The organism is Pseudoduganella aquatica (assembly GCF_020865585.1).
In the GTDB taxonomy this organism is placed as follows: domain Bacteria; phylum Pseudomonadota; class Gammaproteobacteria; order Burkholderiales; family Burkholderiaceae_D; genus Rugamonas; species Rugamonas aquatica_A.
This window is the reverse complement of record NZ_CP086370.1, coordinates 3,454,081-3,480,021: the sequence shown is the minus strand read 5'-3', so window position 1 is coordinate 3,480,021 and position 25,941 is coordinate 3,454,081. Positions and strand designations below refer to the sequence as shown.

The 25,941-nt window shown below is 67.1% G+C and carries 24 protein-coding genes; 9 read left to right on the top strand and 15 right to left on the bottom strand.

Annotated elements, in window-relative coordinates:
- A complete protein-coding gene (locus KT882_RS15565; protein WP_161074451.1) occupies nucleotides 1-708 on the top strand; it encodes an anaerobic ribonucleoside-triphosphate reductase activating protein in 708 nt (235 codons plus the stop codon).
- A gap of 107 nt (nucleotides 709-815) precedes the next feature.
- Here KT882_RS15565 and ipdC read toward each other — a convergent pair whose 3' ends face one another.
- The 5 genes from ipdC to ubiU are packed head-to-tail and all read right to left on the bottom strand — an operon-like array spanning nucleotide 816 to nucleotide 5,324.
- Nucleotides 816-2,444 (bottom strand): indolepyruvate/phenylpyruvate decarboxylase, encoded by a 1,629-nt coding sequence (ipdC, locus tag KT882_RS15560; protein WP_228892434.1) that lies wholly within the window; start codon nucleotides 2,442-2,444, stop codon nucleotides 816-818.
- On the bottom strand, nucleotides 2,441-2,836 hold the full coding sequence (locus KT882_RS15555; protein WP_161074453.1) for a putative zinc-binding protein: 396 nt from the start codon (nucleotides 2,834-2,836) through the stop codon (nucleotides 2,441-2,443). The genes ipdC and KT882_RS15555 overlap by 4 nt, the downstream gene beginning before the upstream one ends.
- A 22-nt stretch (nucleotides 2,837-2,858) precedes the next feature.
- Nucleotides 2,859-3,377: a ubiquinone anaerobic biosynthesis accessory factor UbiT gene (gene ubiT, locus KT882_RS15550; RefSeq protein ID WP_161074454.1), complete on the bottom strand. Its 519-nt coding sequence runs from the start codon at nucleotides 3,375-3,377 to the stop codon at nucleotides 2,859-2,861.
- Nucleotides 3,374-4,279, bottom strand: a complete 906-nt coding sequence (locus tag KT882_RS15545) for a U32 family peptidase (protein WP_228892433.1) — start codon at nucleotides 4,277-4,279, stop codon at nucleotides 3,374-3,376. Before KT882_RS15545 ends, ubiT begins: the two co-directional genes overlap by 4 nt.
- A 10-nt stretch (nucleotides 4,280-4,289) precedes the next feature.
- Nucleotides 4,290-5,324, bottom strand: coding sequence for a ubiquinone anaerobic biosynthesis protein UbiU (ubiU, locus tag KT882_RS15540; protein ID WP_161074456.1), 1,035 nt, complete (start codon nucleotides 5,322-5,324; stop codon nucleotides 4,290-4,292).
- 152 nt (nucleotides 5,325-5,476) lie between these two features.
- On the opposite strand from ubiU, the gene KT882_RS15535 reads away from it, so the two are divergent.
- Both KT882_RS15535 and KT882_RS15530 read left to right on the top strand, forming a co-directional pair.
- Nucleotides 5,477-5,737 (top strand): DUF2249 domain-containing protein, encoded by a 261-nt coding sequence (locus KT882_RS15535; protein WP_161074457.1) that lies wholly within the window; start codon nucleotides 5,477-5,479, stop codon nucleotides 5,735-5,737.
- Nucleotides 5,738-5,749: 12 nt separating this feature from the next.
- Nucleotides 5,750-7,063 carry a permease gene (locus tag KT882_RS15530; RefSeq protein WP_228892432.1) on the top strand — a complete coding sequence of 438 codons (1,314 nt, stop codon included), beginning with the start codon at nucleotides 5,750-5,752 and terminating at the stop codon, nucleotides 7,061-7,063.
- A gap of 45 nt (nucleotides 7,064-7,108) precedes the next feature.
- Here KT882_RS15530 and KT882_RS15525 read toward each other — a convergent pair whose 3' ends face one another.
- The 8 genes from KT882_RS15525 to nosZ are packed head-to-tail and all read right to left on the bottom strand — an operon-like array spanning nucleotide 7,109 to nucleotide 16,289.
- On the bottom strand, nucleotides 7,109-8,176 hold the full coding sequence (locus KT882_RS15525; protein WP_228892431.1) for an FAD:protein FMN transferase: 1,068 nt from the start codon (nucleotides 8,174-8,176) through the stop codon (nucleotides 7,109-7,111).
- A 52-nt stretch (nucleotides 8,177-8,228) separates the two neighbouring features.
- Nucleotides 8,229-8,534, bottom strand: a complete 306-nt coding sequence (locus KT882_RS15520) for a c-type cytochrome (protein WP_161074459.1) — start codon at nucleotides 8,532-8,534, stop codon at nucleotides 8,229-8,231.
- 51 nt (nucleotides 8,535-8,585) lie between these two features.
- Entirely contained in the window at nucleotides 8,586-9,143 is a 558-nt protein-coding gene (locus KT882_RS15515) for a nitrous oxide reductase accessory protein NosL (protein WP_161074460.1), read from the bottom strand.
- Nucleotides 9,140-9,949, bottom strand: a complete 810-nt coding sequence (locus tag KT882_RS15510; protein ID WP_187358813.1) for an ABC transporter permease — start codon at nucleotides 9,947-9,949, stop codon at nucleotides 9,140-9,142. Before KT882_RS15510 ends, KT882_RS15515 begins: the two co-directional genes overlap by 4 nt.
- On the bottom strand, nucleotides 9,933-10,901 hold the full coding sequence (locus tag KT882_RS15505; protein ID WP_228892430.1) for an ABC transporter ATP-binding protein: 969 nt from the start codon (nucleotides 10,899-10,901) through the stop codon (nucleotides 9,933-9,935). The genes KT882_RS15510 and KT882_RS15505 overlap by 17 nt, the downstream gene beginning before the upstream one ends.
- Nucleotides 10,882-12,171, bottom strand: a complete 1,290-nt coding sequence (locus KT882_RS15500; RefSeq protein ID WP_228892429.1) for a nitrous oxide reductase family maturation protein NosD — start codon at nucleotides 12,169-12,171, stop codon at nucleotides 10,882-10,884. Before KT882_RS15500 ends, KT882_RS15505 begins: the two co-directional genes overlap by 20 nt.
- Complete coding sequence (locus KT882_RS15495) at nucleotides 12,168-14,333, bottom strand: 4Fe-4S binding protein (protein ID WP_407682049.1); 2,166 nt, start codon at nucleotides 14,331-14,333, stop codon at nucleotides 12,168-12,170. The genes KT882_RS15500 and KT882_RS15495 overlap by 4 nt, the downstream gene beginning before the upstream one ends.
- 21 nt (nucleotides 14,334-14,354) lie before the next feature.
- Nucleotides 14,355-16,289 carry a TAT-dependent nitrous-oxide reductase gene (gene nosZ, locus KT882_RS15490; RefSeq protein WP_161074463.1) on the bottom strand — a complete coding sequence of 645 codons (1,935 nt, stop codon included), beginning with the start codon at nucleotides 16,287-16,289 and terminating at the stop codon, nucleotides 14,355-14,357.
- Between the two features lie 239 nt (nucleotides 16,290-16,528).
- Between nosZ and KT882_RS15485 the strand changes: the two genes are divergently transcribed.
- The 5 genes from KT882_RS15485 to KT882_RS15465 all read left to right on the top strand — a co-directional run bounded on the left by KT882_RS15485 (nucleotide 16,529) and on the right by KT882_RS15465 (nucleotide 21,634).
- Nucleotides 16,529-16,735 (top strand): hypothetical protein, encoded by a 207-nt coding sequence (locus KT882_RS15485; protein ID WP_161074464.1) that lies wholly within the window; start codon nucleotides 16,529-16,531, stop codon nucleotides 16,733-16,735.
- 2 nt (nucleotides 16,736-16,737) lie between these two features.
- Nucleotides 16,738-18,021, top strand: a complete 1,284-nt coding sequence (locus KT882_RS15480; protein ID WP_161074465.1) for a DUF1593 domain-containing protein — start codon at nucleotides 16,738-16,740, stop codon at nucleotides 18,019-18,021.
- An 83-nt stretch (nucleotides 18,022-18,104) separates the two neighbouring features.
- Nucleotides 18,105-19,925, top strand: coding sequence for a sensor domain-containing phosphodiesterase (locus KT882_RS15475; RefSeq protein ID WP_228892427.1), 1,821 nt, complete (start codon nucleotides 18,105-18,107; stop codon nucleotides 19,923-19,925).
- A gap of 96 nt (nucleotides 19,926-20,021) precedes the next feature.
- On the top strand, nucleotides 20,022-20,972 hold the full coding sequence (gene surE / locus KT882_RS15470; protein ID WP_161074466.1) for a 5'/3'-nucleotidase SurE: 951 nt from the start codon (nucleotides 20,022-20,024) through the stop codon (nucleotides 20,970-20,972).
- An 8-nt stretch (nucleotides 20,973-20,980) separates the two neighbouring features.
- Complete coding sequence (locus KT882_RS15465; RefSeq protein WP_228892426.1) at nucleotides 20,981-21,634, top strand: hypothetical protein; 654 nt, start codon at nucleotides 20,981-20,983, stop codon at nucleotides 21,632-21,634.
- Here the strand turns inward: KT882_RS15465 and KT882_RS15460 are convergent.
- Nucleotides 21,585-22,823, bottom strand: coding sequence for a TetR family transcriptional regulator (locus KT882_RS15460; protein ID WP_228892425.1), 1,239 nt, complete (start codon nucleotides 22,821-22,823; stop codon nucleotides 21,585-21,587). The two genes, KT882_RS15465 and KT882_RS15460, sit on opposite strands and share 50 nt — an antisense overlap.
- 142 nt (nucleotides 22,824-22,965) lie before the next feature.
- Between KT882_RS15460 and KT882_RS15455 the strand changes: the two genes are divergently transcribed.
- A complete protein-coding gene (locus KT882_RS15455; RefSeq protein WP_228892424.1) occupies nucleotides 22,966-23,835 on the top strand; it encodes a CHAD domain-containing protein in 870 nt (289 codons plus the stop codon).
- Between the two features lie 39 nt (nucleotides 23,836-23,874).
- On the opposite strand, the gene KT882_RS15450 is transcribed toward KT882_RS15455, so the two are convergent.
- Nucleotides 23,875-25,788 (bottom strand): DUF4214 domain-containing protein, encoded by a 1,914-nt coding sequence (locus KT882_RS15450; RefSeq protein WP_228892423.1) that lies wholly within the window; start codon nucleotides 25,786-25,788, stop codon nucleotides 23,875-23,877.
- Nucleotides 25,789-25,941: the final 153 nt, after the last annotated feature.

Sequence of the window (25,941 nt, the reverse complement as noted above, 5' to 3'; positions counted from 1 at the left end):
ATGGACGGCGGACAGCTGAACGTCGGCGGCTACACGCCGTTCTCGGCCACCGACTATCCCGGCCGGCTGGCCGCCGTGGTCTTCGTGCAGGGATGCGCCTGGCGCTGCGGATACTGCCATAATCCTGAGCTGCAGGCGCGCCCCCGCACCAGCCCTCTTTCGTGGCCACGGCTGCTGGAGCGGCTGGCTGCGCGCGCCGGGCTGCTGGACGCGGTGGTCTTCAGCGGCGGCGAGCCAACCACGGATCCGGCGCTGCCGGCCGCCATCGGCCAGGTGCGCGCGCTGGGATTCAAGGTGGGGCTGCATACGGCCTGCATATATCCGGACCGCCTCAAGCGCGTGCTCCCGCTGCTGGACTGGGTGGGGTTCGACGTGAAGGCGCCGTTCGAACACTACGCTACGGTGACCGGCGTGCCAGGCAGCGGACGGCAGGCGGAGGAATGCGTGCGCGCGATACTGGCCAGCGGCGTGTCCTACGAATGCCGCACCACGGCGCATTCGGCGCTGCTGCCGCCTGCGTCCCTGGAACGGCTGGCGGCAACGCTGGCGGAGATGGGGGTAAGGAATTATGTGCTGCAGCAGTTCCGCGCCACCGGCTGTGGGGACACTGCGCTCAACTGCTGCGCGGCGCCGGGATATCCGGACGAGGTGCTGGCCGCAGGCATGGCGCCGCTGTTTCCGCGCTTTATGCTGAGGCAAGCGTATTAGGCGCAGACGCGCTGCGGCGGGTTACGCGCCTTGCGCTAACCCGCCCTACGATACTTCGTTATTTCGTAGGGCGGGTGAGCCGAAGGCGTAACCCGCCATGCGCGCGTTCACGCAGCTGCCTGCAAACGCTTCACGCCCGCCACAAACCGCGCCAGCGTGTCGGACTGCGCGCCGCGCGGCAGCATGGCTTCTATCAGCTGGAAGCGTCCGCGCGTGGCAAGCGCCTTGTCCAGCGCCTGCCTGAGCTGCGCGCGCGTGTTCACCCGGTAGCCGTCGCCGCCCAGCGCGGCCGCCATGTCGGCAAACTTCCAATCGCTCGAGTCGTTGTACTTCGCCTCCGGCTGGAACGCGCGCAGCATCTCCCAGCCGCAGTTATTAAACACGATCACCACCGGGTCCCAGCCGTAGCGTTGGCAATTGCCCAGCTCCCAGCCCGTCATTTGAAACGCGCCGTCGCCGGCCAGTATCAGCGGCCGCTTGCCGCTGGAGGCCTGCAATCCCAGCCCGGCCGGGACGCCATAGCCCATCGTCGCGTAATAGCCCGGCGCCAGCAGCCCGCCGCCACCGTCGATATCCAGCGCCGTGAAGAAGCAGTCCCCGATATCGGACACCACAGGCATGGCGCCCTTGGCGGCCAGCGCGTCGTTTACGGCGCGCGCGATATCCATGGGCGCCACCGGCTCCCCATCGGCCCGCAGCTCGCGCGGATAACGCACCCGCTGCGGCTCCGGTGCCTGCAGCGCCATCGATACGCCGTCCTCCAGCATGGCGTCCAGCAGCGCCTCCAGCGGAATATCCGGATAGACGTGATGGCCCAGCACCACCTGGCCGTCCAGCGCCTGGATGCTGCCGCGCATATCGATCTTGCGCGCGGAGACGCCGAAATTGGTATCCGACAGCAGCACGCCCAGCATCAGCAGCGCATCGGCCTCCTCCACCGCGCGCGTCACGGCGGGGTCGCCCGCCACGCCGAGGTAGGTGCCCAGCAGCGGCGCATCCTCCCCTGCAAGCAGACCGCGCCCCATGATCGTGGTGGCGACAGGCACGCGCAGCAGGCGCGCCAGCTGCGCCACCTTGTGTTCTATCCCGTAGCGGCGTATCTCTATGCCGACCAGCAGCAGCGGACGGTAGGCCCGTCCCAGCCTGCGCAGTACTTCGGCCGCGCAGGCGCGCACGGCGTCCGGGTCCGGCTTGCGTGGGGCGACCATGCGCACTTCCCCGCACGGCGCCGCCGCCATGTCACGCGGCAGCTCGATATAGACGGGCCGCGACTGGGCCAGGCAATTGCCCAGCGCGCGCGCAATCAGCGCCGGGGCGTCGGCGGCGTTGTCCAGCACCACCTGGTCGCAGGTGATCTCGCGGAAGATGGCAAGCTGCGAATCCAGGCTGCGGGTCTGGTGGTGCAGAAGGAAGCCGTTACTGCGCTCCAGCGCGCCGGGGGCGCCGGAGATGACGACCAGCGGCACTTTCTCGGCGTAGGACGCGGCCACGGCATTGACCATGTTGAGCGCGCCGGCGCCATAAGTCACGACCGCCACGCCCAGGCCGCCGCCGTAGCGCGCGGCAGCATCGGCGGCGAAGCCGACTCCGGGTTCGTGGCTGAGGGTGTACAGCGGCAGCGCGGCGGATTGCTCCGCCTGCTGAAAGAACGGCAGCACGAAGTCGCCCGGCAGGCCAAACAGTTCGCGCGCGCCATGCGCCTTGAGCGCATGCAGCAATGCGGTGGAGAGATTCATACAGTGGTTTCCTTGAGAGTCTGGCGGGCAGGATGGGTCAGCGCCTCCACGGCCTGCACCACTTCGGCGACCTGCTGCGGGTCGTAGCGGGTGTGGTACTTCTTCTTTACGCCCAGTTGCGGCAGCAGTACATGATGGGTGGGGGCGATGCCGTGCTGCGCCAGGCACTGGCGCGCGCAGGCCAGCGCGCAGCCGTCGATGGCGACGATGGTGCGGCCCGACTGCGCCAGGCGCACCAGCGGCGCAACGCCGCCGCCCACCCCGGCGATGCAGGACATCTGCGCGCTGCCCCGGCTGTCCAGCTCCAGCGCGGCGGCGTTGGCTGTCTGCGCCGCGCTGGAGCAGCCGGAACACGAATACACCAGCGGCAGCGCCGCGTCCTTGTGGTTCATGATGCCCTCCTGATGGTCGAAATTACTTCTTCTGATGCCCCGGCCGCCGCGTGCGCGCAGGCGCGAGGCCACGCAGCCAGGCCAGCACGGCCTGCCGCGCTGCTTCCGGCAGCGGCGTGTCGATCGCATCGAGCGTGTTCTTGACGAGCAGTCCCAGTTCCGTGTCGCCCGACATGGCCAGGCGGCGGCTGAAGAACAGCGTATCCGGATCTTCCTCGCGCCGCGCCAGGGCCAGCAAGTCGCGCGCGCTGGCGGCGATTTCCAGGTCGGCCGCGCCGCCGCGCGCTATGCCGGCGAAGCGCTCGCCGCGCCATTCAAAATCGAAGGACAGCGCGGCGTCGGTGACGGTCAGGCGCAGGCGGCGGCCCAGCATGCTGGCGCGCACGTCGTCCGGCAGATAAGGCCGCAGCGCCAGGTTGAGCGCGGCGGCGAACAGGCGGGAGCCCGGCAGCGGCGGCAGCTTGCCCAGCACGGCCGCCAGGCCGGGCGGCAGCGTGGCGGGAGGCGATAGCAGCGATGACGGCGGAAGCGTGCGGTTCATGCTGCCTCCGCATGGTGCTGCGCCAGGCCGGCCACGCCGTGCCAGTAGCCGTTGCAGGCCGCGCCCGCCGCCAGCGGCAGCAGGCTGCCGGGTGCGGCTTCGGCTCCGCGCCGCAGCGCATCGAAGGCGTCCAGCACCGCCGCCGTTCCCTGCGACTGGGGACTGATGCGCACCACGTCCACGCCCAAGTCCGCCAGTTCGTCCAGCTCCCCCGCCAGGCTGTAGTGCTGGGCCGACTGGGTCTGCGTACCGTTCAGCACCAGGAAGGGCTGCTGTTCGCGCGTATGCATCAGCAGGCCGTCCGGGTGTTCCAGGCAGCTGAACTGACAATTGTCCTTGGGCAGATTGCGGTTGCGCGCAGTGAAGCAGCGCGCCGAGAAGGCCAGCGGCATGCGGCCATAGGCAAACACCTCCGTCTGCATGCCGGATGGGCGGCCCTGCTGCATGGAGGCCAGGCCGGAGCGGCCCATCTCCAGCGGCATCACCCAGCGCCGCGCGCCCAAGCCATGCAGCAGCTCCAGCGTGGGCACGTTGTAGACATTGAGCTGCGGCCCGGCCACGAAACCGCCGGCGGGGGCATCAGCGCCGCACAGCAGATTGACCGCGCCCATGTCGCCCGCCTCGACCGGGTAATGGTTGTTGGCGGCGATGCGGCGCAACGCCGTCACGTCCGCGCTGGATTCAAGCAGCACCAGCGTGGACAGCACGACTTCCTTGCCGGCCGCCTCCAGCCGCGCCGCTATGGCCAGCCAGTCGGACAGGCGCAGTTCGTGGCGCCGCGAGCAAACCGTCTCGCCCAGGTAGACGATGTCGGCCGGACCTGCGGCCACTTCCTCGTAGAAGGCCTGCACGGTATGCTTGGGCCAGTAGTACAGCAGCGGCCCCAGTGCGAGTTTCAACATTCTGTTCCTTTCATTTCCATGCGCGGTGGTAGGCGCCCAGCGTGTGCTGCTGGCCTTCCGCCACCTTGTCCAGTTCCGCCATCCAGGCGGGTTTGACCGAATAGCGGGCCGACTGGGCGCCGCACTGGTCTATCGCCTCGCGCCACACGCGCGTTACTTGCGCCACGTAGGCCGGGCTGCGCTGACGTCCTTCAATCTTCACCGCGCGCACGCCCATCGCCAGCAGCTTGGGCAGCAGCTCCAGGGTATTCAGGCTGGTGGGTTCCTCCACAGCGTAATAGGTCTCTCCAGAGACGTCGAAGCGGCCCTTGCACAGCGTGGGATAGCTGGCGTTTTCGTCGGCCTGGTAGCGGTCGATCAGCACGCCGTTCAGGCGCGCCTCCAGTCCCTGCGGCGCCTGCTGCCAGCGAACCGCCTTGGCGGGCGAACAGACGCCATGCGTATTGGGCGACTCGCCGGTGACGTAGGAAGACAGCGCGCAGCGTCCCTCCACCATCACGCACAGGCTGCCGAAACCAAATACCTCGATCTCCACGCCGGTGTTTTCAATCACATGCTCGACCTGTGCCAGCGACAGCACGCGCGGCAGCACGGCGCGCGCCACGCCGAACTGGCGCTGGTAGAAGTTGATCGCCTCGGCATTGGTGGCCGAGCCTTGCACCGAAAGGTGCAGGCGCAGGTCCGGATAGTTGTCGGCGGCGTAGCGCATCAGCCCCGGATCGGCCAGGATCACCGCGTCGATGCCGGCCTGCGCTGCGCGCGCAATGGCGCCGCGCCACAAGCCGGTGGCGCCGGGCTGGGGATAGGTGTTCAGGGCCAGCAGCACTTTGCGGCCGCGCTGGTGCGCGTAGGCGATGCCTTGCGCGATGGCGGCGTCGTCGAAATTAAGGCCGGCGAAATTGCGCGCGTTGGTGGCGTCGCGAAAGCCGAGGTAGACACAGTCGGCGCCGTTGTCCACGGCGGCTTTGAGCGCGGGCAGACTGCCCGCAGGGCAAACCAGCTCGATGCCCGCCGCAGCGGCATCGGGTACAGCAGTATGAATCATGGTGTTCGCTTGGTCAGTGAAAAAACCCGCAGCTAGGCGCGGTGCTGCCGCACTGTAACGCGGGGGCAAGGCGGTAATCCTTGATCTGTATCAAGGAAGAACGACTTGCGGGAATGTGACAATCGCCCTACTCACTACTGCGGAAAGAAGCCATGAACACCAAGCCTGTCCAGTCTCCCTATTCCCCTTCCGGCAAGGATGTGCCGCTGGACTTGCGCGGACTGCCGCCGCCCCAACCCATGGAGCGCATCATGGAGGCGCTCGATACGCTCAAGGCCGGCGATGCGCTGCAAGTACAGATGGACCGCGAACCGCATCCGCTGTTCGGCATGCTGGAGCGCGGCGGCTACCGCCATCACGGCGACTGGAGCAGCGACGCCTACGTGCTGCGCATTTGGCAGCGTGCGGACTGACGGAGCGCGGCCATGCAACGCGCACTGAATTTCGAACACAACCCCGCGCTGTCGCTGCCGCTGCGCTTTCTGCTCTGCGCGCCGCTGTTCGCGGCGCTGGCTGCCGCCGTGCTGCTGTGGCAAGGCGCGGACGCCTTCGCCAGCCGCTGGACTCCCGCCATGCTGGCCGCCACCCATCTGCTCACGCTGGGCTGCGTGAGCATGTCCATCATCGGCGCGCTGCTGCAGCTGCTGCCTGCGGTGGCCGGCATCGCCCTGCCGCAAGCCTGGGGCCGCACGGTGCACGCGGGCCTGTGCGGGGGCACGCTGCTGCTGGCGGCGGGCTTTCTGTCGGGCCGGCCGGCGCTGTTCGCGCTGGCGTTGGCGCTGCTGATCCCGTCGCTGCTGGTGGTGCTGGCGCGCTGCGCGGTGGGCCTGTGGCGGCAGCACGCCGCCGGCGCCAGCGCCATGATGGCAGCCATCCGCGTGGCGCTGGCCGCGCTGGCCGTCACCACCGTGCTGGGCGCGCTGCTTGGCAGCCAGTTCGCCTGGCCCGGCGGCGCGGCATTACGGGCCCTTCCGCTGATACCGCTGACCGACCTGCATGCCATATGGGGTTTGCTGGGCTGGGCTGGACTGATGGTGATAGGCGTGGCCTACCAGGTGGTGCCCATGTTCCAGGTGACGGAGACCTATCCCGACTGGCTCACGCGCGGGCTCACGACCTGGCTGTTCCTGCTGCTGGTGGCGGTGTCCATCGCCAGCCGCCTGGAGGAGACGCCGGCACGCCATTTCACGCAGGCTGCAATGGCGCTCGGCGCCGCGGGCTACGGGGCGTTCGCCGCCGTCACCATCGCGCTGCTGCTGCACCGCAAGCGCCCGCGCAGCGAACCCGCAACCCAATTCTGGTACGCGTCCGTGGGAAGCTTGCTGGCGGGCTGTCTCGTGGCGCTGCTGCCGTGGGAGGCTGCGGAACCGGCACTGCCGCTGACGCTGGGCGTGCTGCTGCTTGCGGGCTTCGGACTATCCGTCATCAACGGCATGCTGTACCAGATCGTGCCCTTCCTGCTGTGGTATCACCTGCAAACCACGCTGCCCGGCGGCTGCCGCTCGGTGCCCGGCGTGCGCAAGATCATTCCGGAAGCATGGGCGCAGCGCCAGTTCGGCCTGCACCTGGCCGCGCTAGCGCTGCTGCTGGCCGCCTGCCAACGGCCTGAGCTGCTGGCGCGCCCCGCAGCGGGCATGATGCTGGCCTCGTGCCTGGCGCTGGCTTTCAATCTCGGATACGCGCTGCGCCTGTACCGGCGCCTGCGCGGTGCCATTCCGGACGCGGCGCAGGCTGCGTAACAGGCCGCGCCCGGCCGCGCGCCGGCTTGTCCCTGCGGCCTTGTCTCAGGCCAGACCGGACACGCGGCGGCGCATGGCGGAAGTCATTGCCATGCCGCCCTCGCCCTCCACCAGCAAGGCCTGCGGCAGGTCCAGCCTGCCCGCCATGTTTTCCCACTTCAGCGCACCTGCAATGAACAGCGGCTTGCTATTGCCGTCCGAACGCAGGCCCGCGTCCGCGCCGCCGCTGGCCAGCACCGTCACCGACGCCGTGCCCAGCGCCGGCATGCCGGTGCGCGGATCGATGATGTGCGGCCTGCGCAGGCCGCCTTCCAGCACAAAGCGCTCGTAGTCCCCGCTGGTGCCTATCGCTTCGTTGTCGAATAGCGGAATGGTGCACAGCGTATTGCCCGCCGCAGCCGGCGCGCGCGGATTGCGTATGCCTACCTGCCACGGCCTCCCGCCGGGCTGCCCTATCGCCAGCACATTGCCGCCGATATTCACCAGCGCCGCTTCCACCCGCGCCGCGCGCAGTATCGCGGCGGCGCGGTCCAGCGCATAGCCCTTGGCGTAGCCGCCCAGGTCCAACCGCACGGCGGGATTCACGCTGCTGATGGCCGTATCGTGGAAGCGCAAGTCAGACATGCGCGGATTGGCGGCCACCCAATGCCGCAGCTCCGCGCGGTCCGGCGCGGCGCGCGGGCCGCCGCCCTGGAAACCCCAGAGCCGCAGCAAGTGGCCGATGGCCGGATTGAAAAGATGGTCCGAGCGTTCCGCCAGCCGCGCGGCGGACTGCAGCAGCCCCGCCATTTCAGCGTCGGTGCGCAGCGGCAGGCCGCGCGCGATGCGCTGGTTCAGCTCCGTCAGCATGCCCGGCTGCCAGGCGTGGAATTTGTGGTGCAGGCGGTCGAATTCCGCCAGTACGGCGGCGCCCAGTTCCTGCGCGCGCTGCGTTGACGCGCCGTGGATGGTGATACTGACCGTGGTGCCGAATACATGGCCCCAGGTGTGGTGATTGCCGGCGGCTGGGCCGCAGCCCGCCAGCCCGGCTGGTACGGCCAGCGCGGCCGACAGCATGCGCAGCGCGGCGCGCCGGCTGCGCAGATGCGCAGACTTGTCCGAAGCAGTGTTCATTTTGCCCTTCCCGGCTCCGGCGCGGGCGGCGGGCCGCCCGCGCGGCGCCTGCTTAGTTGCTCTGGCCTGCCATGTAGTCGACGGCAGCCTTGATTTCGTCATCCTTCAGGCCCGGATTGCCGCCGCGCGGCGGCATCATCTTCACGCCGTTCAAGGCGCTGGTGTAGAGCGCGTTCTTGCCCTTGGCGATGCGGGGCTTCCAGGCTGCCTTGTCGCCCGGCTTGGGCGCGCCCAGCACGGCGGCGCCATGGCAGGACAGGCAGGTGGCTTTGTAGATCTTCTCGCCGTCCACAGGTGCGGCGGCGGCGCTGCCGGCGCACAGGGCGAGCAGCAGGATGGCGGTTTGACGGTATTGCATGGTGCTTCCTTCTTCGTGGTTAAACCTGGGTCAATCGCATTGCGTAAGTATTCAGTGGGCGGCGCCGTGGTCCATGCCGTGCGCGCCGGCTCCGGCCATGCGCAGCTGGCTGCTGTCTACCTGGTCGAAGCGCAGCACCCTGCCGCCTTCAGCGGCGGCGAAGGCGCGCGCTGTTTCGGCTGTGCCGAAGGGCACGATGGTCGGCCCCATGGAACCGGCGCGGCGGCTGCCCGCCACATACCACGCATGCTGCGCGGGTATCCAGTGGCCCATGGGCCGGTCCCATACTGCGCGGGCCATGTCCTGCACGTACAGGCCGGCCACGGGACGGCGCTGGTCCGGCATCAGCACCATGCTGAACAGTTCCATCACATCGCAGAAATAGTCGGTCTTGCCGTCTTCATAGCGGATCTGCGCCTTCGATGACGGGAAGTCCTTCAGCACCATGCCGTCCAGCGCGCAGGCCGCGTTCGAGTCGGGTTCCAGGGCGGCCAGCTTGGTGACGGCCTGCCCGCAGGCGGCCAGCAGCAGCGTTGCGGCCCAGCCGGACCAGCGCAGGCGCAGCTTGCGCCTGGTCGCGCGCGTGGCGCTTGAATAGTCTTGGTTCATTTGAATCTCCTGTAAGCAAATAGAAAAGGCAGCGCCATCCAGGCCAGCATCACGGCCGGCAGCGCCGCGCCTGTGGTCCAGCCAGGCGGCAGCACTGCAGACAGCCCGCCCATGCCGGCGCCGGCGGTGTAGAGGCGGAATACGTCGGCTGGATTGAGCATCAGCAGCGCGGCAAACGCGCTGTTGGCCATGCTGCCCTGGCTGAGCACCAGGGCGCCCATCAGCAGCAAGTCGTACACCAGCACAAAGAAGAACCACAGCGCCAGCGCGACGCCGCTGGCGCGCACGCGGTCGCTGGCCAGCACCGACACCAGCAGCGCGATGCTGAGAAAAGCCCATCCCATGGCGATGGCGGAAGCGACGAAGGCGGCGTAGCGCCAGCCCTCGCTGACAGTTAGCTGGCTGGCCAGCGGCAGCAAGCCGGCGCCGAAGCCGAGCGCAGTGGCGCCAGTCAGCGCCGCGCCCAGCCCGAGGTACTTGCCCAGCAAGACCTCGAAACGGCTGACCGGCATCGACAGCAGCAGATCCAGCGCGCCGCGTTCGCGTTCGCCCACCACCGCGTCGTAGCCCAGCAGCAGCGCGATCAGCGGCACCAGGTAGACCACCAGGCTGGCAAGGCTGGCCAGCGTGGCGTCCAGGCTGCGGAAGCCCACCGCGCCCTGCTGCGCCGCGCCGAAATAGGCAATGGCGAGCGCAAACAGCGCAAACAGGGCCGCCACCGCCAGCACCCAGCGGTTGCGCAGCCGGTCGCGCCATTCCTTGGCGGCCAGCACGCGCACCAGCCGCCATTCAATGCGCCTGGGCATGCGCGTCTCCGTAACCGAGGAACAGCTGCTCCAGCGTGGGTTCCTGGATATCCAGTCCGGACGCCACCGGCGCCAGTGCGGCCAGCAGCTGCATCTTGCGCTCCGGCGGACAGGCGATGGTGGCGCGGCCCGCGCCCGGCGGAAGTTTCGCGTCCAATGTGGCCTCGTTCATCTCCAGCACCAGGCCCAGGCTGCGCAGGCTGTCCAGCGTGCACGCCGGCAGGCCGGGCCGCAGCGTGGCGGCGATGCGCAGCGGCAGCGGCTGGCGTTCGCGCAGTTCTCCCAGCGTACCCAGCGCGGCCAGGCGGCCGCCTTGCAGGATGGCCAGGCGGTCCACGCGCTGCTGGATCTCGGCCAGGATGTGCGAGGTGATGACGATGGTGGCACCGCGCCCGCGCAGCTCGTGCAGGATGGCGTAGAAGTCCGCGATACCGGCAGGGTCCAGGCCATTGGTCGGCTCGTCCAGGAACAGCAGCCGGGGTTCGCCCAGCAGCGCCTGCGCCAGGCCGAGTCGCTGGCGCATGCCCTTGGAATAGCCATGCACGCGGCGCCCTGCGGCGTCACCCAGGCCCACACGCTCCAGCAGCGCGGCGCAGCCGCGGCGCGGCGCGTTCTTCAGGTCCGCGAACAGGTAGAGTACTTCCAGGCCGCTCAGGTTTTCGTAGGTGACGAAGTTCTCGGGCAGGTAGCCTATGCGCGTGCGGGCGTTGCGGAAGGCTGCGCTGCGCGTATCCGCACCGAGCACACGCAGCATGCCGCCACTAGGCTGGATCAGGCCCAGCATCATTTTGAACAGCGTGCTCTTGCCGGCGCCGTTGTGGCCGATGAGGCCAAACAGTTCGCCGCGCCGCACCGTCAGCGACACGCCGTCCAGCGCCTGCACTGGGCCGAACTTGCGGCGCACGTCTAGCAGTTGCACCGGATCGGCGGCGTCATCGGGAAAATTTGGCATTCCAGTCTCTCCAGTCGGGATGTTGGGGTTGCATACGGGGCCGCCTGTCCACCACGCTGGGCGCGCGCAGCACGGGAAACTGGCGCGCGGCGTAGCGCAAGGTGCGCAAGGCGGGGCTGGCCGACAGCAGCTGCATCAATGGGTATTGCCAGGCGAGCCGGTCAACCAGGTCGTTCGCTTCGTAGGGGAAGTCGCCCACGCCGTCGCCGTCCTGGTCCCAGCCGCTGTAGTTGCTCCAGTAGTTGCCGGCGCTGCGGCCCCATTCGGTGTCGCGCGCGGCCACGAAGCGCACTTGCTCCTGGTTGCCGATGAAGTCGTTGCCGTCCACCGCGTTGTTGGAGGAGCCAGCCGACAGGTGCACGCCGGTCTGGTTGCCCACCACCAGATTGCGGCGCACCACGTTGTATTCGGCGTCGTAGATGAACAGGCCGCGCCCGTTGCCCGCCACGACATTGTCTTCAATGACGGAGTCCTGGATGGTGCGCAGCATGATGCCGTGGTCCGCGTTGCGCCAGGCCTGGTTGCGGCGCACCACCAGGTTGCGCACTTCCATCAGGGCCAGGCCGCCACGGTTGTCATGCACCTTGTTGCCTTCCCAGGTGCTGTGGTTGGTGTTCATATAGTGGGTTCCGTAGCGGACGTGGTGGATCTCATTGCCCCGGAATAGCGCGTCGCGCGAGACGTCCACATAGATGCCGTCGCGCGCGTGGCTAATGCGGTTGCCGATGACTTGCACGCCGCGCGTGTTGTAGACCTGGATGCCGTTGCCGCGCGCGGCCGATTGCAGATCGGGCCGGCCGACGACGAGGTTGCGCAACAGGCGCGCGTCGTCCGAGCGTTCAAGCCAGATGCCGAACAGGTTGTAGATGATGTCGCAGTCGGCCACGGTCACGCGGTGCGCCCCCGGCGCCACGTAGATGCCCGCGTTCTGCGCCGTGAGGTCGGCGCCGCTGTCGCGCACGACGAAACCGGTGAGGGTGACGCCGCTGGCGGTGATGCGTACCGCGTCGCCGCTGCCGCCTGCGCTGATGACGGGCTTACCGACGCCCTCCAGCGTCAGGGGCTTGTTAATTAGCAGATGGCCGGGATGGCGGCCGCCCAGAACCCGCACCGTATCGCCCGGCGCGGCGGCTGCCACAGCGTCGGCCAGCGCCATGCCCGGCCCCACGCTGATGACCGCGCCCCAGACCGGAGCGCACGCCGCCATCAGCAGACAGGCCATTGCCCGCAGCGCAGCCGCAGCCGAGTTGTCCACACGTGCGCGCCTCATGGCTCGCTCCTGCGCGCAGGCAGGCTGGCGCGCAGGCTGTCCAGCGGAATGAAATGGCCGCCCGCGTCTATGCGGCTGAGCGCCAGCCCCGCCTTCTCGCGCTGCTTGCGTTCGCGCACCAGCGGCGGACAGGCGTGGTCGTCGTAGTACATCACCATGCAGTCCAGGCAAAGCATGCATTCCGTCTGGTCGATGCGCCCTTGCGCGTCGATGGCGTGCGAGCCGCAGCCTGCCGCGCAGGCCTTGCAGGAAGTGCATTCCGCCTTGCGTTTCAAGCCAAGCAGCCGGAAGCGCCCCGGCAGCGCCAGCCCCGCGCCCAAAGGGCACAGGTATTTGCAGTACGGCCGCTCGCTGAACATGGCCAGGCCCAGTATGGCGCCCACAAACAAACCGTAAGGCCAGCTGCGCTGCCAGATCCCCACCAGGAAGGTGGTCTTGAACGGCTCCACCTCCGCAAGCAGCTCGGCGTTCTCCATCGACCACAGCGATACCGCCAGCAGCGTAAAGAACACGCCATACTTGAGCCACTTCAATCGGTCATGCAGGCGTTTGGGCAGCAGCTTCTGGTAGCGGCCGAGCCCAACCAGCTTGCCCAGCTTCAGCGCCAGGTGCTGCAGGGAGCCGAATGGACACAGCCAGCCGCAGAACAAGCCCCGTCCCCACACCAGCACCGTCACCGCGATGAAGCACCAGAACAGGAAGATGAACGGGTCCGACAGGAACAGCTCCCACTTCCACTGGTAAAGGATGGAATGCACCCAGGTCAGCACCTGCGTGATGCTGGGCTGCGCCTTCAGATAAAGGCCAAAGAAACCCGCGCTGGCCAGCCACAGCGCAAGGCGCGGCACGCTGATCCAGGGCTTGTGCTGCCGCGTGGACGCCCGCACCAGCCGGTCGCGCTGCGAATACAGCAAGGCAGTGAAGGCCAGCAGCGCACAGAAGGCAGCCAGCTGCGGCACGCGCGCCGCCCATATCGCCCGCCATGCGGGTTGTGCCTCCACCACCAGCGGATGGCCGCCCTCAAGATAACGCGCCGGCAGCCAGTACTCCTGCTCGAAGCGCTTGAAATCCACCTTGCCGCCCGCCTTGCCCCCTGCGGACGCGCCGTGCGCCAGCAAGCTGAGCGACCAGGGCCAGGCCGGATTGAAGTCCGCCGAGCGGACGATGAAAATGGCCGACTCCCGGTACGCGGGCGCACCGGCGGCGCGCACGCTGTACAGGTTCAGGTAGTCGGTATCGCGGAAGGTGTAGGTGCGGCTGTCCTGGCGCAGCTGGACGCGGTCATAAATGCCGCCGCGTACAAAGCCGGAGCCCTTGAACGAGCCGCTGCCATGCGCCACGATAAAGATCGCGTGTTCGTCCTGCGCCAGCCCGGCAATCAGCTGGCGGTAGCCCTCCTCGCCCAGCACGCTGTTACCAACGCTGGCCGCGTTCAGATAGCCGAACTGCAGATCGACATAGGGCTGGCCGCTGGCCAACGCACCAGCCTCCGCCTCGCTCACCCGCAGGCGTGCAATGCTGCCCTCCTTCGCCAGCGCGGCCCAGTCGAGCCGCTCGTCCAGCGCGGTAAAGCGGGCCGGCGGCCGCGCGGCGGTGGTGAAGATACCCACCTGCCGCCCTATTTCATAAGCGCTGCGCGCAATGACCTGGTTTTCCGCGATGGCTGTCACGGTGGCGCCGCTGATCGCGTCCAGCCCCGAAGCGCCGCCGATCTCGAAACGCGCGTCCGCGCGCCGGCCCGGATACTGGGCAATGAAACGCTGCAGCGCGGATTCCGGTATGCCTGCCAGCAGGATGGGCTCCGAGTGCTTGAGCACGCGCACGCCTGCGATCACGCCGCTGCGGTCCATGCCGACCAGCGTGACCACCGGCTTGCCGGAATAGGCTGGAATGTCCACCACGTCGGTGGACAGGAACACATAGCCCGCCAGCTGCTCGCTGCCGTCCGCCGCGCGCGCATAGCCTTCCACGTATTGCGGCGATCCCTTGCGCTGCGTGAAGCGGCTGGCCCGCGGCAGCACGGCGCGGCAGTCCGCATGCGCGCACAGGTCCGGGCCATGCAGCAGCGCAGCCGGCAGCTCCGCATCGTAGCTGCCCGCGCGCGCCGGCGCGGACAGTGGCCCGGCCAGCAGCAGGAGCAGGAACGGGAACAGCGCGAACAGGCGGCGCAGCACGGGCATCGTTCAAGCCTCGACCAGGAAACGGCTGCGCATCTCCAGGTGCAGCGCATGGCAGAAGTGCGTGCAATACAGCCAGAACGCCCCCGCGTGGTCCGCCTTGAAGGTGACCGACTTGGTCTCCTGCGGATTGACGATGAAGTTGATGTTATAGGTCGGCAGCGCGCAGCCGTGCGTCAGATCTTCCACCTTGTCGTGGTTGGTCAGCGTCAGCGTTACCTCGTCGCCCTTCTTCACTTTAATCACCGGCATGCTGTACGACGGCGCCTGCGACATCAGCCGCACATGCACCTTGTTGCCGCGCCGTTCCACGCCCGCCGTCTCCGCCGTCACCGCATTGGGGAAGTCCGTCATGGTGTAGATCTGCCGTGTTTTCACCACTTCGCGCTTGACGATAATGCCGTCGTGCGGCTCGGAGTAGGCCGTGTGGTCCGCCACCAGCTTCATGGCCGCGCCGCTGATGTCGATCAGCTGCTCGGTTTCCACATGCAGCGGGCCGATAGGCAGGAAGCGGTCCTTGGAGAACTTGTTGCCCGAGTTGAGGTATTTGCCGTCCGCCTGGCGCGTTTCCCCCATGGAGCTGTAGTTGTGGCCCGGCTGGTAGTGCACGTCCAGCTTTTCGATGATGACCTTGGCCGCCTTGTCGCCCTTGAACTGGGCAATGGCCTGGTCCACATTCCATTTCACGCACTGGCTGTCCAGGAACAGCGAGGTGTAGGCGTTGCCCTTGCCGTCGAAGGCGGTGTGCAGCGGGCCCAGGCCGATTTCCGGCTCCGCCACCACGGCTTCGCGCGCGTCCTTGAGCGCGCCGCCGAACCACTGCGCCACGCGCGCCAGGTCGATCACCGTGGCGGTGGGCGACAGCTTGCCCGAGCAAACGAAGTACTTGCCGTCCGGGCTGGCGTTCACGCCGTGCGGGTTCTTGCCGACCGGGACATAGCACGTCAGCGCCGTCTTCGGATCGCCGTTGGCTGCCAGGCGGCCGTCAACCACCGGCACCTTGGAGCTGCCTATGGTGGTGAACTTGCCCGCCTTGACCTGCTGCTCGATGCGCTCGATGTTGAAGAACACGCAGGCGTCGCGCTCGGCGGCCATCATGCCCGCCAGGTCGGCGGCGTTCTCGGTGTTGTACTGGTTGGATGCGGCGAACTTGCCGTCGTAGGACGTGGCCACCAGGTCCATATTGCCGTCCACGCGGCACTGCCACATCACTTCCATGGTGGAGGCGCTGACGCAGGTGAACAGCGCGCCCCATTTGGCGGGATCGTCCAGATCGTGGCCGTCGTTCGGCAGCGGAATATGGAACTCGGCGCCGCAGAACACGCGCGTGGTGTAATTGACGGACTTGTCCACCGGGTCGCACTTGTCCGGGAACAGGCCGTGCATGCCCATGACGTTGGGCAGTTCGGTGATCTTGTCGCACTCCATCGTGTCCATGCGGATGCGGGCCACGCGCGAATGCAGCTTGTCGTTGATGAACAGCCAGCGGCCGTCATAGGTGCCGTCACGGTAGCTGCCGTGCACGTGGTGGGTGTCGCCGGTGGTGTATTTGAGGGTGCCGTCCGGGCGCGTGCCCATGATGGCCTTGGATTCGTTGGTAATGCCCCAACCCACCATGCAGTCCATATTGAACACCGGGATGCGCTTGAGCGTGCGGCCGGACGGCATGCCCAGCACGCGCGCCTCGCCTGCGTGGCCGGAGCTGATAAAGGCATAGTAGTCATCCAGCTGGCCCGGCGCCACCTCGGAGCCGCCATGGGCGTGGGCTGGTGCGGCAGCTGCGGTGGATGCACCGGTGCCGGCATTGCCGCCTTCCGCCTTGCAGCCCGCCAGCGCCACGGCGGCGCCGGCCAGGCCCAGGGCTGCGCCCTTGCCGAGGAAGCCGCGCCGGCTCACTTGCACCTCGCCGTTGTCTATGCTGTTCTTCTTGCTGCTATCCATTTGCTGATTCTCCTGTGATCGGCCATCGAACGCTGTACGCCAGGCCGCGCATGGCACAAGGCATCGGCAGGCAGCGGTATTGTCGGCGCGGGGCTGACCGCAGGGCCATGATGTAAATCAACAATTGGGAAATGGTCCGGCTCCGGCCGCGCCAATTACTGCCTAGGCCGGACGAGCTATGGCGCGACGCCCCGCGCATGCGCACAATGACGCTTGCGACTCAACTGCAGGAGGACAAGATGGATGAATGTGACGCGCACAACTACGCGGGACCAACACTGGTCTGCACCGTCAGCGGCGACGGCTACCGCGTGCACCGGCTGGTGGACGACCAGCCCTACCGCTTCAAGGACAGCAAATGCCAGGTCCGGCGAGACCCCATGGTGGCCGCGCTGTTCGGCGCGGCCGGCAGCACCGCCAAGAAGGGGAAGAAGCTATACTCATAGCGATGAACCGACGCCAGCTCCTCGCCGCCCTCGCCCTCTCGCTGCCCCTTTGCGCGGACGCCGCGCCGCCGCCGGCGCCGCATGCGCTCCCGCGCGTGGTCGTCTCCACCGACATAGGCGGCACGGACTTCGACGACTTCCAGTCGCTGGTGCATCTGCTGCTCTACAGCGACAGCGTGGACCTGGAAGGCCTGATCGCCTCCCCCTGGGGCGAGGAGCGCAACCGCAAGCGGCATCTGCTCACACTCATCTCCGTCTACGAGCAGGACTATGCAAAGCTGCGCGCCGTATCGGCACGCTACCCCACCCCGGAACGCCTGCGCAGCATCGCCAAGCAAGGCGGCACCGACCTGGCCAGCCCGCGCGGCTGGGACCAGCCCACCGAGGGCTCCAACTGGATCATCGCCAGCGCCAGGCGCGACGACCCGCGCCCGCTCTGGGTGCTGCTGTGGGGCGGCTTTGAAGACCTGGCCCAGGCGCTGCACGACGCGCCCGACATCAAGAGCAAGCTGCGCGTCTACATGATAGGCGGGCCAAACAAGAAGTGGTCGCTGGCGGCTTACGACTATATCGCCCGCGAGCACCCGGACCTGTGGATCATCGAAAACAACTCCACCTATCGCGGCTGGTTTGTCGGCGGCCAGCAGTCGGGGGATCTGGGCAACGCTGGCTTCGTTGAGCGCCACGTCAAAGGCGCGGGTGCGCTGGGCGCCTATTTCAACGGCATCGCCCCGCAGATCAAGATGGGCGACACGCCTTCGCTGGCTTACGTGCTGGGGACCAATCCGGAGCAGCCCGGCGCGGGCGGCTGGGGCGGACGCTTCGTCCGCGCCTGGGACCGGCCGCGCGTCACCTTCACCAGGCCACCGACAGCGGCGGACGTGGTGGAAACCTTCGCCGTGATGGAACTGGTCTACCGCCCCGACGGCCCGGCGCCGGCCAAGGCCGAAGCCAGCCTGCTGGTGGACAAGCAGGAGTTCCCCGGCCACCTGGGCAGCGACGGCGCCTGGCACTTCCTGTTCTCGCCCAAGGAAGCCAAGACCTGGAGCTACCGCATCCGCAGCAGCCACCCAGGCCTGGACGGCCAGGGCGGCGGCTTCACCTCGCGCATGCCGGCGCCTGAGCTGGCCCGCCAGCCATCCGCGCGCTACCCGAACTGGTGGACCGACGATCCGGATCCCCAGTGGAGCGAAGGTCCGCACCAGGGCGCCAAGAGCATCAGCCGCTGGCGCGCGGACTTCCTGCGCGATTTCGCCGCCCGGCTCGCACCGCTGCGCGCAGACTAGCGGGCGCTCTCTCTTTTGGTCGGCAGCAAGTTTTTGTGTCCGCCTATATCATAGGAAGACACAAACCAACACTCGCTTAGAAAATGACCGCACAATTTGCCGCCGCAGTGGCGCCCGAGTTCTCCATGAGGAAGCCCAATTCGGAACAGGAGCGCGTGGCCGCGCTGGAACGCCTGGGCATACTGGACAGCCAGACCAATGAGTATTTCGACGGCGTGACGCGGCTGGCCATGACCATATTCGGCCTGCCGGGAGCCTTCATCTCCCTCATCGACCGCGACCGCCAATGGCTCAAGGCCAGCACCGGCTTCTGCACACCGGGCGACTCGCGCGAGCATTCCTTCTGCACCCACACCATCCAGGCCTCCGACGTGCTGGTGATCGAGGACACGCACGAAGATCCGCGCTTCCGCGACAACCCCATGGTCACCGGTCCGGACCGGATCCGCTTCTATGCCGGCGCGCCCATGCTCACGCGCGACGGCTTCGCCATTGGCGCCTTGTGCATTATCGACCAGCAGCCGCGCCAGCTCAGCGAGTCGCAGCGCCACAAGCTGCAAGGACTGGCCGCGCTGGTGATGTCGCACATCGAGCTGCGGCGCGCCGTTGGCCACGTGGACGCGGTCAGCGGCATCGCCAACAAATTCCAGCTGGAGGTGGACCTGACCGAGCAATGCGGCGTGGCCGAAGGCGAAGAACGGGTGCTGGTCTATATCGACATGCCGGATGCGGCCAAGGCCTTCGAAATCGCCAGCGTGCTTGGCATCGCCGTGTACGACGACGTGGTGCGCAGCGTGGCAGGCAGATTGTCCGCCCTGTTCCGCCACCGCGCCACGCTGTATCACGTGACCGACACGCGCTTCGCCCTGCTCTCGAAAGATGGCGACACGGCGGCGTTTATCGCCTTCCTGGACAGCGTGGACGCCACCCTGCAAGAGCCGCTGCTGGGCCTGAACCTTCCGCTCAACCTGGACAGCTTTGGCGGCATCGTGCAGTTCAAGCTATGTCCGCAATCCTCCACCGATGCGCCGCGCAAAGCCTCGGCGGCCGTGAACCAGGCCCTGATCGGCCGCCAGCGCTGGAGCGCCTACGACTCGCAGCTGGACGCCAGCCAGCAGCGCGCCTTCCGCCTGCTCAACAGCGTGCAGTCCAGCCTGGCCGACGACGCCTTCCACCTGGTCTACCAGCCCAAGCACGACGTGCGCACCGGCGCCTGCCACGCGGCCGAAGCGCTGCTGCGCTGGCAGCATCCGGAGCTGGGTTTTGTGTCGCCGGCGGAGTTCATCCCGCTGATAGAAAAGACCGCGCTGATCGGCCCCCTCACCCGCTGGATCATGCGCACAGCGATCAAGCAAACGGCGGCCTGGCACCGGCAAGGCCACGCCATCAAGATCGCCATCAACCTGTCGGCCTACAACTTCGAGGAAGTGGACATCTGCGAACGCTTGCTCGCCACTTGCCTGGAATTCGGGCTGGAGCCGCGCTACGTTGAAATCGAATGCACGGAAGGGACCTGGATGGAAAGCCCGGCCATCCTGAAAGCCATGCACGATATCCGCGCCGGGGGCATGAGTTTGGCGCTGGACGACTTCGGCACCGGCTACAGCAATTTCTCCTACCTCCAGAACGTGCCCGCCACCGTGGTCAAGGTGGACCAGTCGCTGATACGCAATGTGCACACCAGCGAGCGCGACCAGCGCATCGTCCGCTCGCTGATCGCCCTTGCCGCCGAGCTGCAGTACCAGGTGGTGGCCGAAGGCGTGGAGACGGCGGAGTCGCTGGAGCTGATACGGAGCTGGGGCTGCCAGGTGGCGCAGGGCTACTACTTCGCCAAGCCGCTGGCGGCGGATGCGTTTGTCGGGCACGTGGAGAAGTTCGTACAGCCGTCTTTTTCAAGCACTTAAGCCATCAAATACGGCACATATAGATCGTACACGCGTCACATTGCAGTCATAAACATTCGCTAGCATCACGGTTTCCAATCACACCCGAGGAAATCCATGAACTACCGCTTGATGATGACTGCAGGACTGGCCCTGTGCGCCAGCCCGGCTTTTGCCCTGAACATCGTGCTCACCAACGACGACGGCCTGACCAGCAATCTGAAGGCCCTGTACGACGAGCTGAAAGCCGCCGGGCATTCGGTCATTGTTTCGGTGCCCTGCTCCGGACAAAGCGGCCGCAGCTCGGCCATCGTCATGTACAGCACCACCAACATCGTGCCCGACAACGACAAGACGCAGATCGAAGCCGAAGGCGGCTGCCACAACGGCGCCGCGCCGCTGGGCGCTCCCGCTGTTGGTCCGTTCACCAAGACCGGCTACACCGGCGGCGACTTCAACTACGTGCACGGCACCCCGGTCATGTCCACCATGTACGGCCTGGACGTGCTGGCGCAGGCACGCTGGGGCAAGGCGCCGGACCTTGTGCTGTCCGGCCCCAATGAAGGCCAGAACGTGGGCAAGCTGGTGATCAATTCGGGCACCATAGGCAATGCGCAATTCGCAGCGGGACGCGGCATTCCGGCCATCGCCCTGAGCGCCGGCGCCAACACCACCGACAACGCCACCCTGGCCAGCCCCATCTCCCGCACCGTGGCGCAGCTCACCACCAAGCTGATCTCCGCGCTGCAGGCCAAGGCAGGCTCCTCGCCGCTGCTGCCGGCCGGCGTTGCGCTGAACGTGAACTTCCCCGATGTGCCAAGCACCACCACGCCTTGGGCCTTCTCGCGCCAGGGCACCTACGACACCTACAACCTCAAATTCAGCAGCGCGGCCCCATGGGGATTGAGCGGATCGGCTCCGGGCGCGGCCACCGCCGAACAGGCCGAGGATGAAGCGCTGGTCTACAAGACCAAGGTGTCCGTCACCGCCATGCAGGTGGGCTACGAGCAGCGTCCCGCCGGCCAGCAGTGGCTGCGCCTGCGCCTGCGTGACCTGTTTGCTCAATGAGGCGCGCCATGATGCACAAGACTTACACCCGCGCCGGCGCCGCGCGCCTGCTGCCGATCCTGCTGCCGCTGATGCTGGCCGCCTGCAGCAGCGGCGGCGATGATGCGCCCACCGTGAAGGTGACCGAGCTGCCTGCCGGCGTGTACGCGGTCAGCGCCGGCGACGCCGCCAGCCCGACTGCGGGTAGATACTACGCGGCAGCAGACGGCAGCCGCCTGCTGGTGCTCAATGCAGGAACCCAGCTGGCATCGGCCATGTACCAGCGCGAGACGGACGGCAAATGGAAAATGACGCCTGCCGCCACCAGCGATACGGCGCTGGATCTGCTGAACAGCAGCGCCATCCCGTCGAACGTGCTCAATGCCGCAGCCATCGCGCGCAGCTACACCGTCCGCCTGGCGGCAGGCGGCGTGGCGGCATTTTCGGTGAACGCCAGCGGCGATATCGTTGCGGGCGCCACCAGCTGCAAGCTGTCCGGCAAGCTCGCCGCCAGCGCACTGCCGCAAACGCTCAAGCTCTCGCTCAGCACCGCCGGCTGCGGCGACCTGCCTGCGCAGTCCGAGGGCTTCCTGGTAGCCGACAGTGACTACGCGCCGGCCGCCTTCCGCCTGCTCACCTCCGGCGCCGCGGCGCCGCTTGACCTGTGGGCCTATCCGGAATAGGCTGGCCCGCTCCCGCCTGCAGCCACTTCGCGGTGGCTGCAAAGGCCGAGGCGACCGAATTCTCGGACGCCTCGCCCGGCGGCTCGAGATTGGTCAAGCCGGTCAGCCCCATCGAGATCACCTGGGCGCACAAGCCATCGATGCCGCGCGCGCCGGGCATGTACTGTTCAAACACTTTCACCAGGTTGTTGCCGCGCCGGCTGCGCAAGCTGGCCGTGTAGTCTTTCAGATCGGGCATGCGCGCGGCGGCAATGGCCACCGCGAAGTTGGCGCGCGCCAGGTCCAGCTTTTTGCCGTCGCCCGCTATCCGCAAGCGCTGCAATTCCGTCAGGCTGCCCGCATCCACCGCCAGCAGGATGTGCGCGGCGATGGACTCCAGGCCCGCTATCACGAGGTCGTACTGCGTGGGGAAACGATAGCTCAGCGTCGTGTGCGGCACACCGATTTCCGCCGCAATGGCCCGGTGCGTAAGCCCGCCGACGCCCTGTTCGGCCAGCCGTATGCCGCAGGCGCGCGCGGCCAGCGCCATCCATGCGGGCGTTTGGCCCGTGCCGGATTCGGCGGCCAGCTTGTCGCCTCCAGGCTGCATCTGTTCGATCAGCAGCGCGAACAGGACGGCGCCCGCCTCGTCCGGCGCGGCAGCAAGGCCGCCGGCGAACAGCCGTTGCAAGCACACCCGCCGCAGCATGCGGTAGGACGAGACGGCGTTCAGGGCCACGCTGTAGGCGAGTTCCGCCACAACGTAGCCTTGCCACCACGCGCACTCCACCAAGGCTCCGGCCAGCCCGGCCCTCCGGGCAAACTCGTGCCAGAACGCGCGCCGCTCCTCAGCCCAGGGCTCGAAGGCGGGACGCAGCGCCGCGTCCCAGGTGCAGGCATGCAGCATTTCCAGGTAGAGCATGGAGATGGCGCGCTGTTCCGTGACCAGGTCGTCGAGTATGGCTTCCGCCATATCGGCTGCGATGGACGGCGGCGGGCTGCCCAAACCCGCCAGCAGCTTGCGCCAGTGGTCCAGGCGCTGCGCGTCATGCTCGCGCGCCGCTCGGCAAATGGCGGCGATAATATCTGCACGCGCACCGTAGTGATTGCTGAGCACTGTTACGGATACGCCCAGCGCTTCGGCCAGGGGCCGCAAGGTCAGGCCGGCCAGCCCTTCCGCCGCAACGATGCGGCAGGCCGCAGCCAGCAAGGCATTTGCCTGCGGCGCTTTTCTGGACCTTTTTTCAACGGCGGGGTCGGACAATGGGGGCTCGGGGATGGGAGGCGGAAATCAGGCCGATTGTAAAACATTTGTCCTGAATTGTGGAAATTCAAACCGGTGGAGGCCAGCAATGGAAACCGTCAGGCTAAAAAAGAAGATGGCACTGGCAGACGCGTTCAGCGCGCTGGGCCGGAGCTGCGTGGCGCAAATGGAAGCTAACATGGCCGGCGTGCAGGCCAGGGATGCCGAAAGCTTGCACCAGATGCGGGTTGCGCTGCGCCGCTTGCGCGCGCTGCTGAAGATGTTCGAGCCGCTGGTCACGGCACCGCAGAATATTCAGAAGGGCCTGGACTGGCTGGCCGCCGCACTGGGTCCGGTACGCGACTGGGATGTACTGGCCGGCACCACCCTCAAGCGGGTGCGCGGCGCTGATACGTCAGCACTCAGCGAAACGGCTCTCGCAAAAGCAGCCAAACTGCACCGCGCAATGCTGCGGACACTGGACTCACCCCGCTTCAAGAAGCTTATGCTGCGCCTGAACAGCTGGATGCAGGAAAAACAGTGGCGGAACGACGTGACCGAGGCTGGCCGCGTGGCCATGAAAAAACAGGCTGCGCGCAGCGCCATACCGCTGCTGAAAAAGGCGGAAAAGCGGCTACGCAAACGCATCGCGTTGCTGGAGCCGCGCGAAGCCCCGGCGGTTCACCGCGTGCGCATCGCAGCCAAGAAGGCGCGCTACGGCGCAGAGTTCTTCCGCGATCTTCTGGACCGGGAAAAGGCCGCGAACTATATACACAAGCTGTCTGCGCTTCAGGACAGGCTAGGCATGTTGAACGACATGACGGTGGCCGCGCGGCTGCTGGCAGAACTCCAGTATGAAAATAGTCAGCTGGCGCAGGCGGCGGCGTTCTCGCTTGGCTACCTGTCTGCGGAGGCCGAAGCTGGTCTTGAGCAGCTGGAAAAACCGCTCAAGGCCGTCGCAAAGCTACGCATGACCTGATAGCCTGCTGAATGCATTCGCAGGCGTTATTCTGCCTGACTAGAACACCCAGTGAATCTTGCCGCGCAAGGGGGCAGCACCGGCCCCGCAGCGGTTCTCGAAACGCACGTCCAGCGTCTTTACCTTGCCGAATGAATAGGTGATGCCATCGATCGCGAACCACCCCGCATCCGGAGCAGAGGTGCACCCCCGCCCCATGCCGCCCCAGTCAATTCCGCCCCATGCGGCTTTATGGTAGGGATAGCGCGACAAGCCGCCGTAGTAGCCCGGCTTCAGTTCGCGCAGCGCAGCCATGGCGGCAAGCTGCCCGGTCCACTTGTCGCCGCTGGGGCCGTCGTTCACATTGACGCTGAACAGTGTGCCAGAGACGGTGACCGCCGTTCCGCCCGCGTGCGTGTACAAATAGGTCTTGCCCAGGCCGACCGTGTCGCCCGCAACGCTTTCAAGGTAGACGTAATTGCCGGACGGCGCGCTGGCGGTGGGCGTCCACAGGCCGGCGGGCATAGGCAGCACCGGCAGCGGCACGTTGGTGGTGTCGGACGCATCCCAATGGATCTGGCCATGCAGCACGCCTGGGGCGCCGTCGCAGCGCTGCTCGAAGCGCAGGTCGATCGCGGCCAGTTCGCTGCCGCTGTAGCGCACTTTGTCGATCACGAACCAGCCTGCGGGCGCGGCGCACTTGCCGTCGGGGTTATCCCAGCGGAACGCGCCTGCTGTGCCTTCGCCCATCGGGAGGCCGGACAGGTCGCCATAATAGCCGGGCACCAGCCGGGTGCCCTTGCCCGGCAGCTGGAACAGGCCGCCCCAGTTCTCCCTTTCCCAGGTGCTGTAGCTGCGTTTCAGCCACACGTCTGCGACGTTGCTGTGCGCGGACAAGCTGAAGGCAGCATCGCTCTGCGTGTACAGATAGCTGCGGTTGCCAACGATAGCGTCGCCTTCCGTGCCCTGAAGATAAACATAGTTACCGCTTGCAGGCACCTTGCCCGCATCCGCTTTCCAGACGCTCGGAATGGTCTTGGCCGTCACCTGCAGCGACGCCTGGCTGCTGAACGAGGCGCCATCCCCTACCACCAGCGTGAGTCCGTAAGTACCGGCGAGATCGGCCGTGAAGGCAGGAGCCGCACTGTCTGCGTCCGACAGACCCGCCTTGCTGCCCTCCGGCTTGGAGGACAAGGTCCAACGGTAGGAAACCTTCCTGGCTGCGGAGCTGGCGCTGCCGTCGAGCCGCACCTCCGTCCCGACGAGCACCTCCTGCGACGCACCGGGGCGGGCGACAGGCGTGTAATTCACGCCTGGCTCGTACAGAACCACGCCCTGGCTCATGGCCGCCCGCGTGCCGTCCAGGTTCTCCTGGCTTTCGCTGAAGCTGACCAGCACTTGCGCCACCGTTGCGCGGCCCTGCGTCAAAACGCCAAGCCAGTAGGCGACGCCAGCCGCATCGCCCTCGCGGCGCAGCACGTTTCTGTACAGATTATCGACAGTGGCCTGCGCGCCCGGCGATTTGCCATACAAAGCCTGGTACTCCGAGGACGTGGCAAACCCGGTGGCGATGGTATCGAGCGACGCGCCCTGCTCCAGCAAGGGCGCCCAGTAGCTCAATCCCGCAGCGTCGGGCGCGCGATTGAATGCGGCCTGGTACAGCCTCAGTATGCGGGCGGCGGCGCTACCTGTTCCAAACACCAGGCTGCAGTCGTCGAAGCGCAGCGTACTGTCAGCCGGCACGGCAACCTGCGCGCCAGCCTTGCTGGTCACCGTCATCGAAGCGGCACCGGCGGAGATGGTGTAGTCCTCGCGCAGTCCTGGAAATTGCTTGACGCTGACCGCTGCTGCGGCACTGCTTGGGGCGGAGCCACCCAGCAGTTTTCGGGCGCCGGCGCTATCCTGCTGCGCGCCATCGCCACCGCAAGCGGTCAATCCTGCGCACAGCAGCACTACAGACGCAAATCTGAACATACTTTCAAGCCTGACTGACGGAAAAAGGTGCCAAGCGTACCACGCAGTTCCCGCCTGAATTGTCACCAATAACCACCGGCCAATATCGCCCCAGCGCACTGGCGCATAGCGCGAACCGGCTTACTGCCGGTTTTACAGCAGCCAATGCGCTAA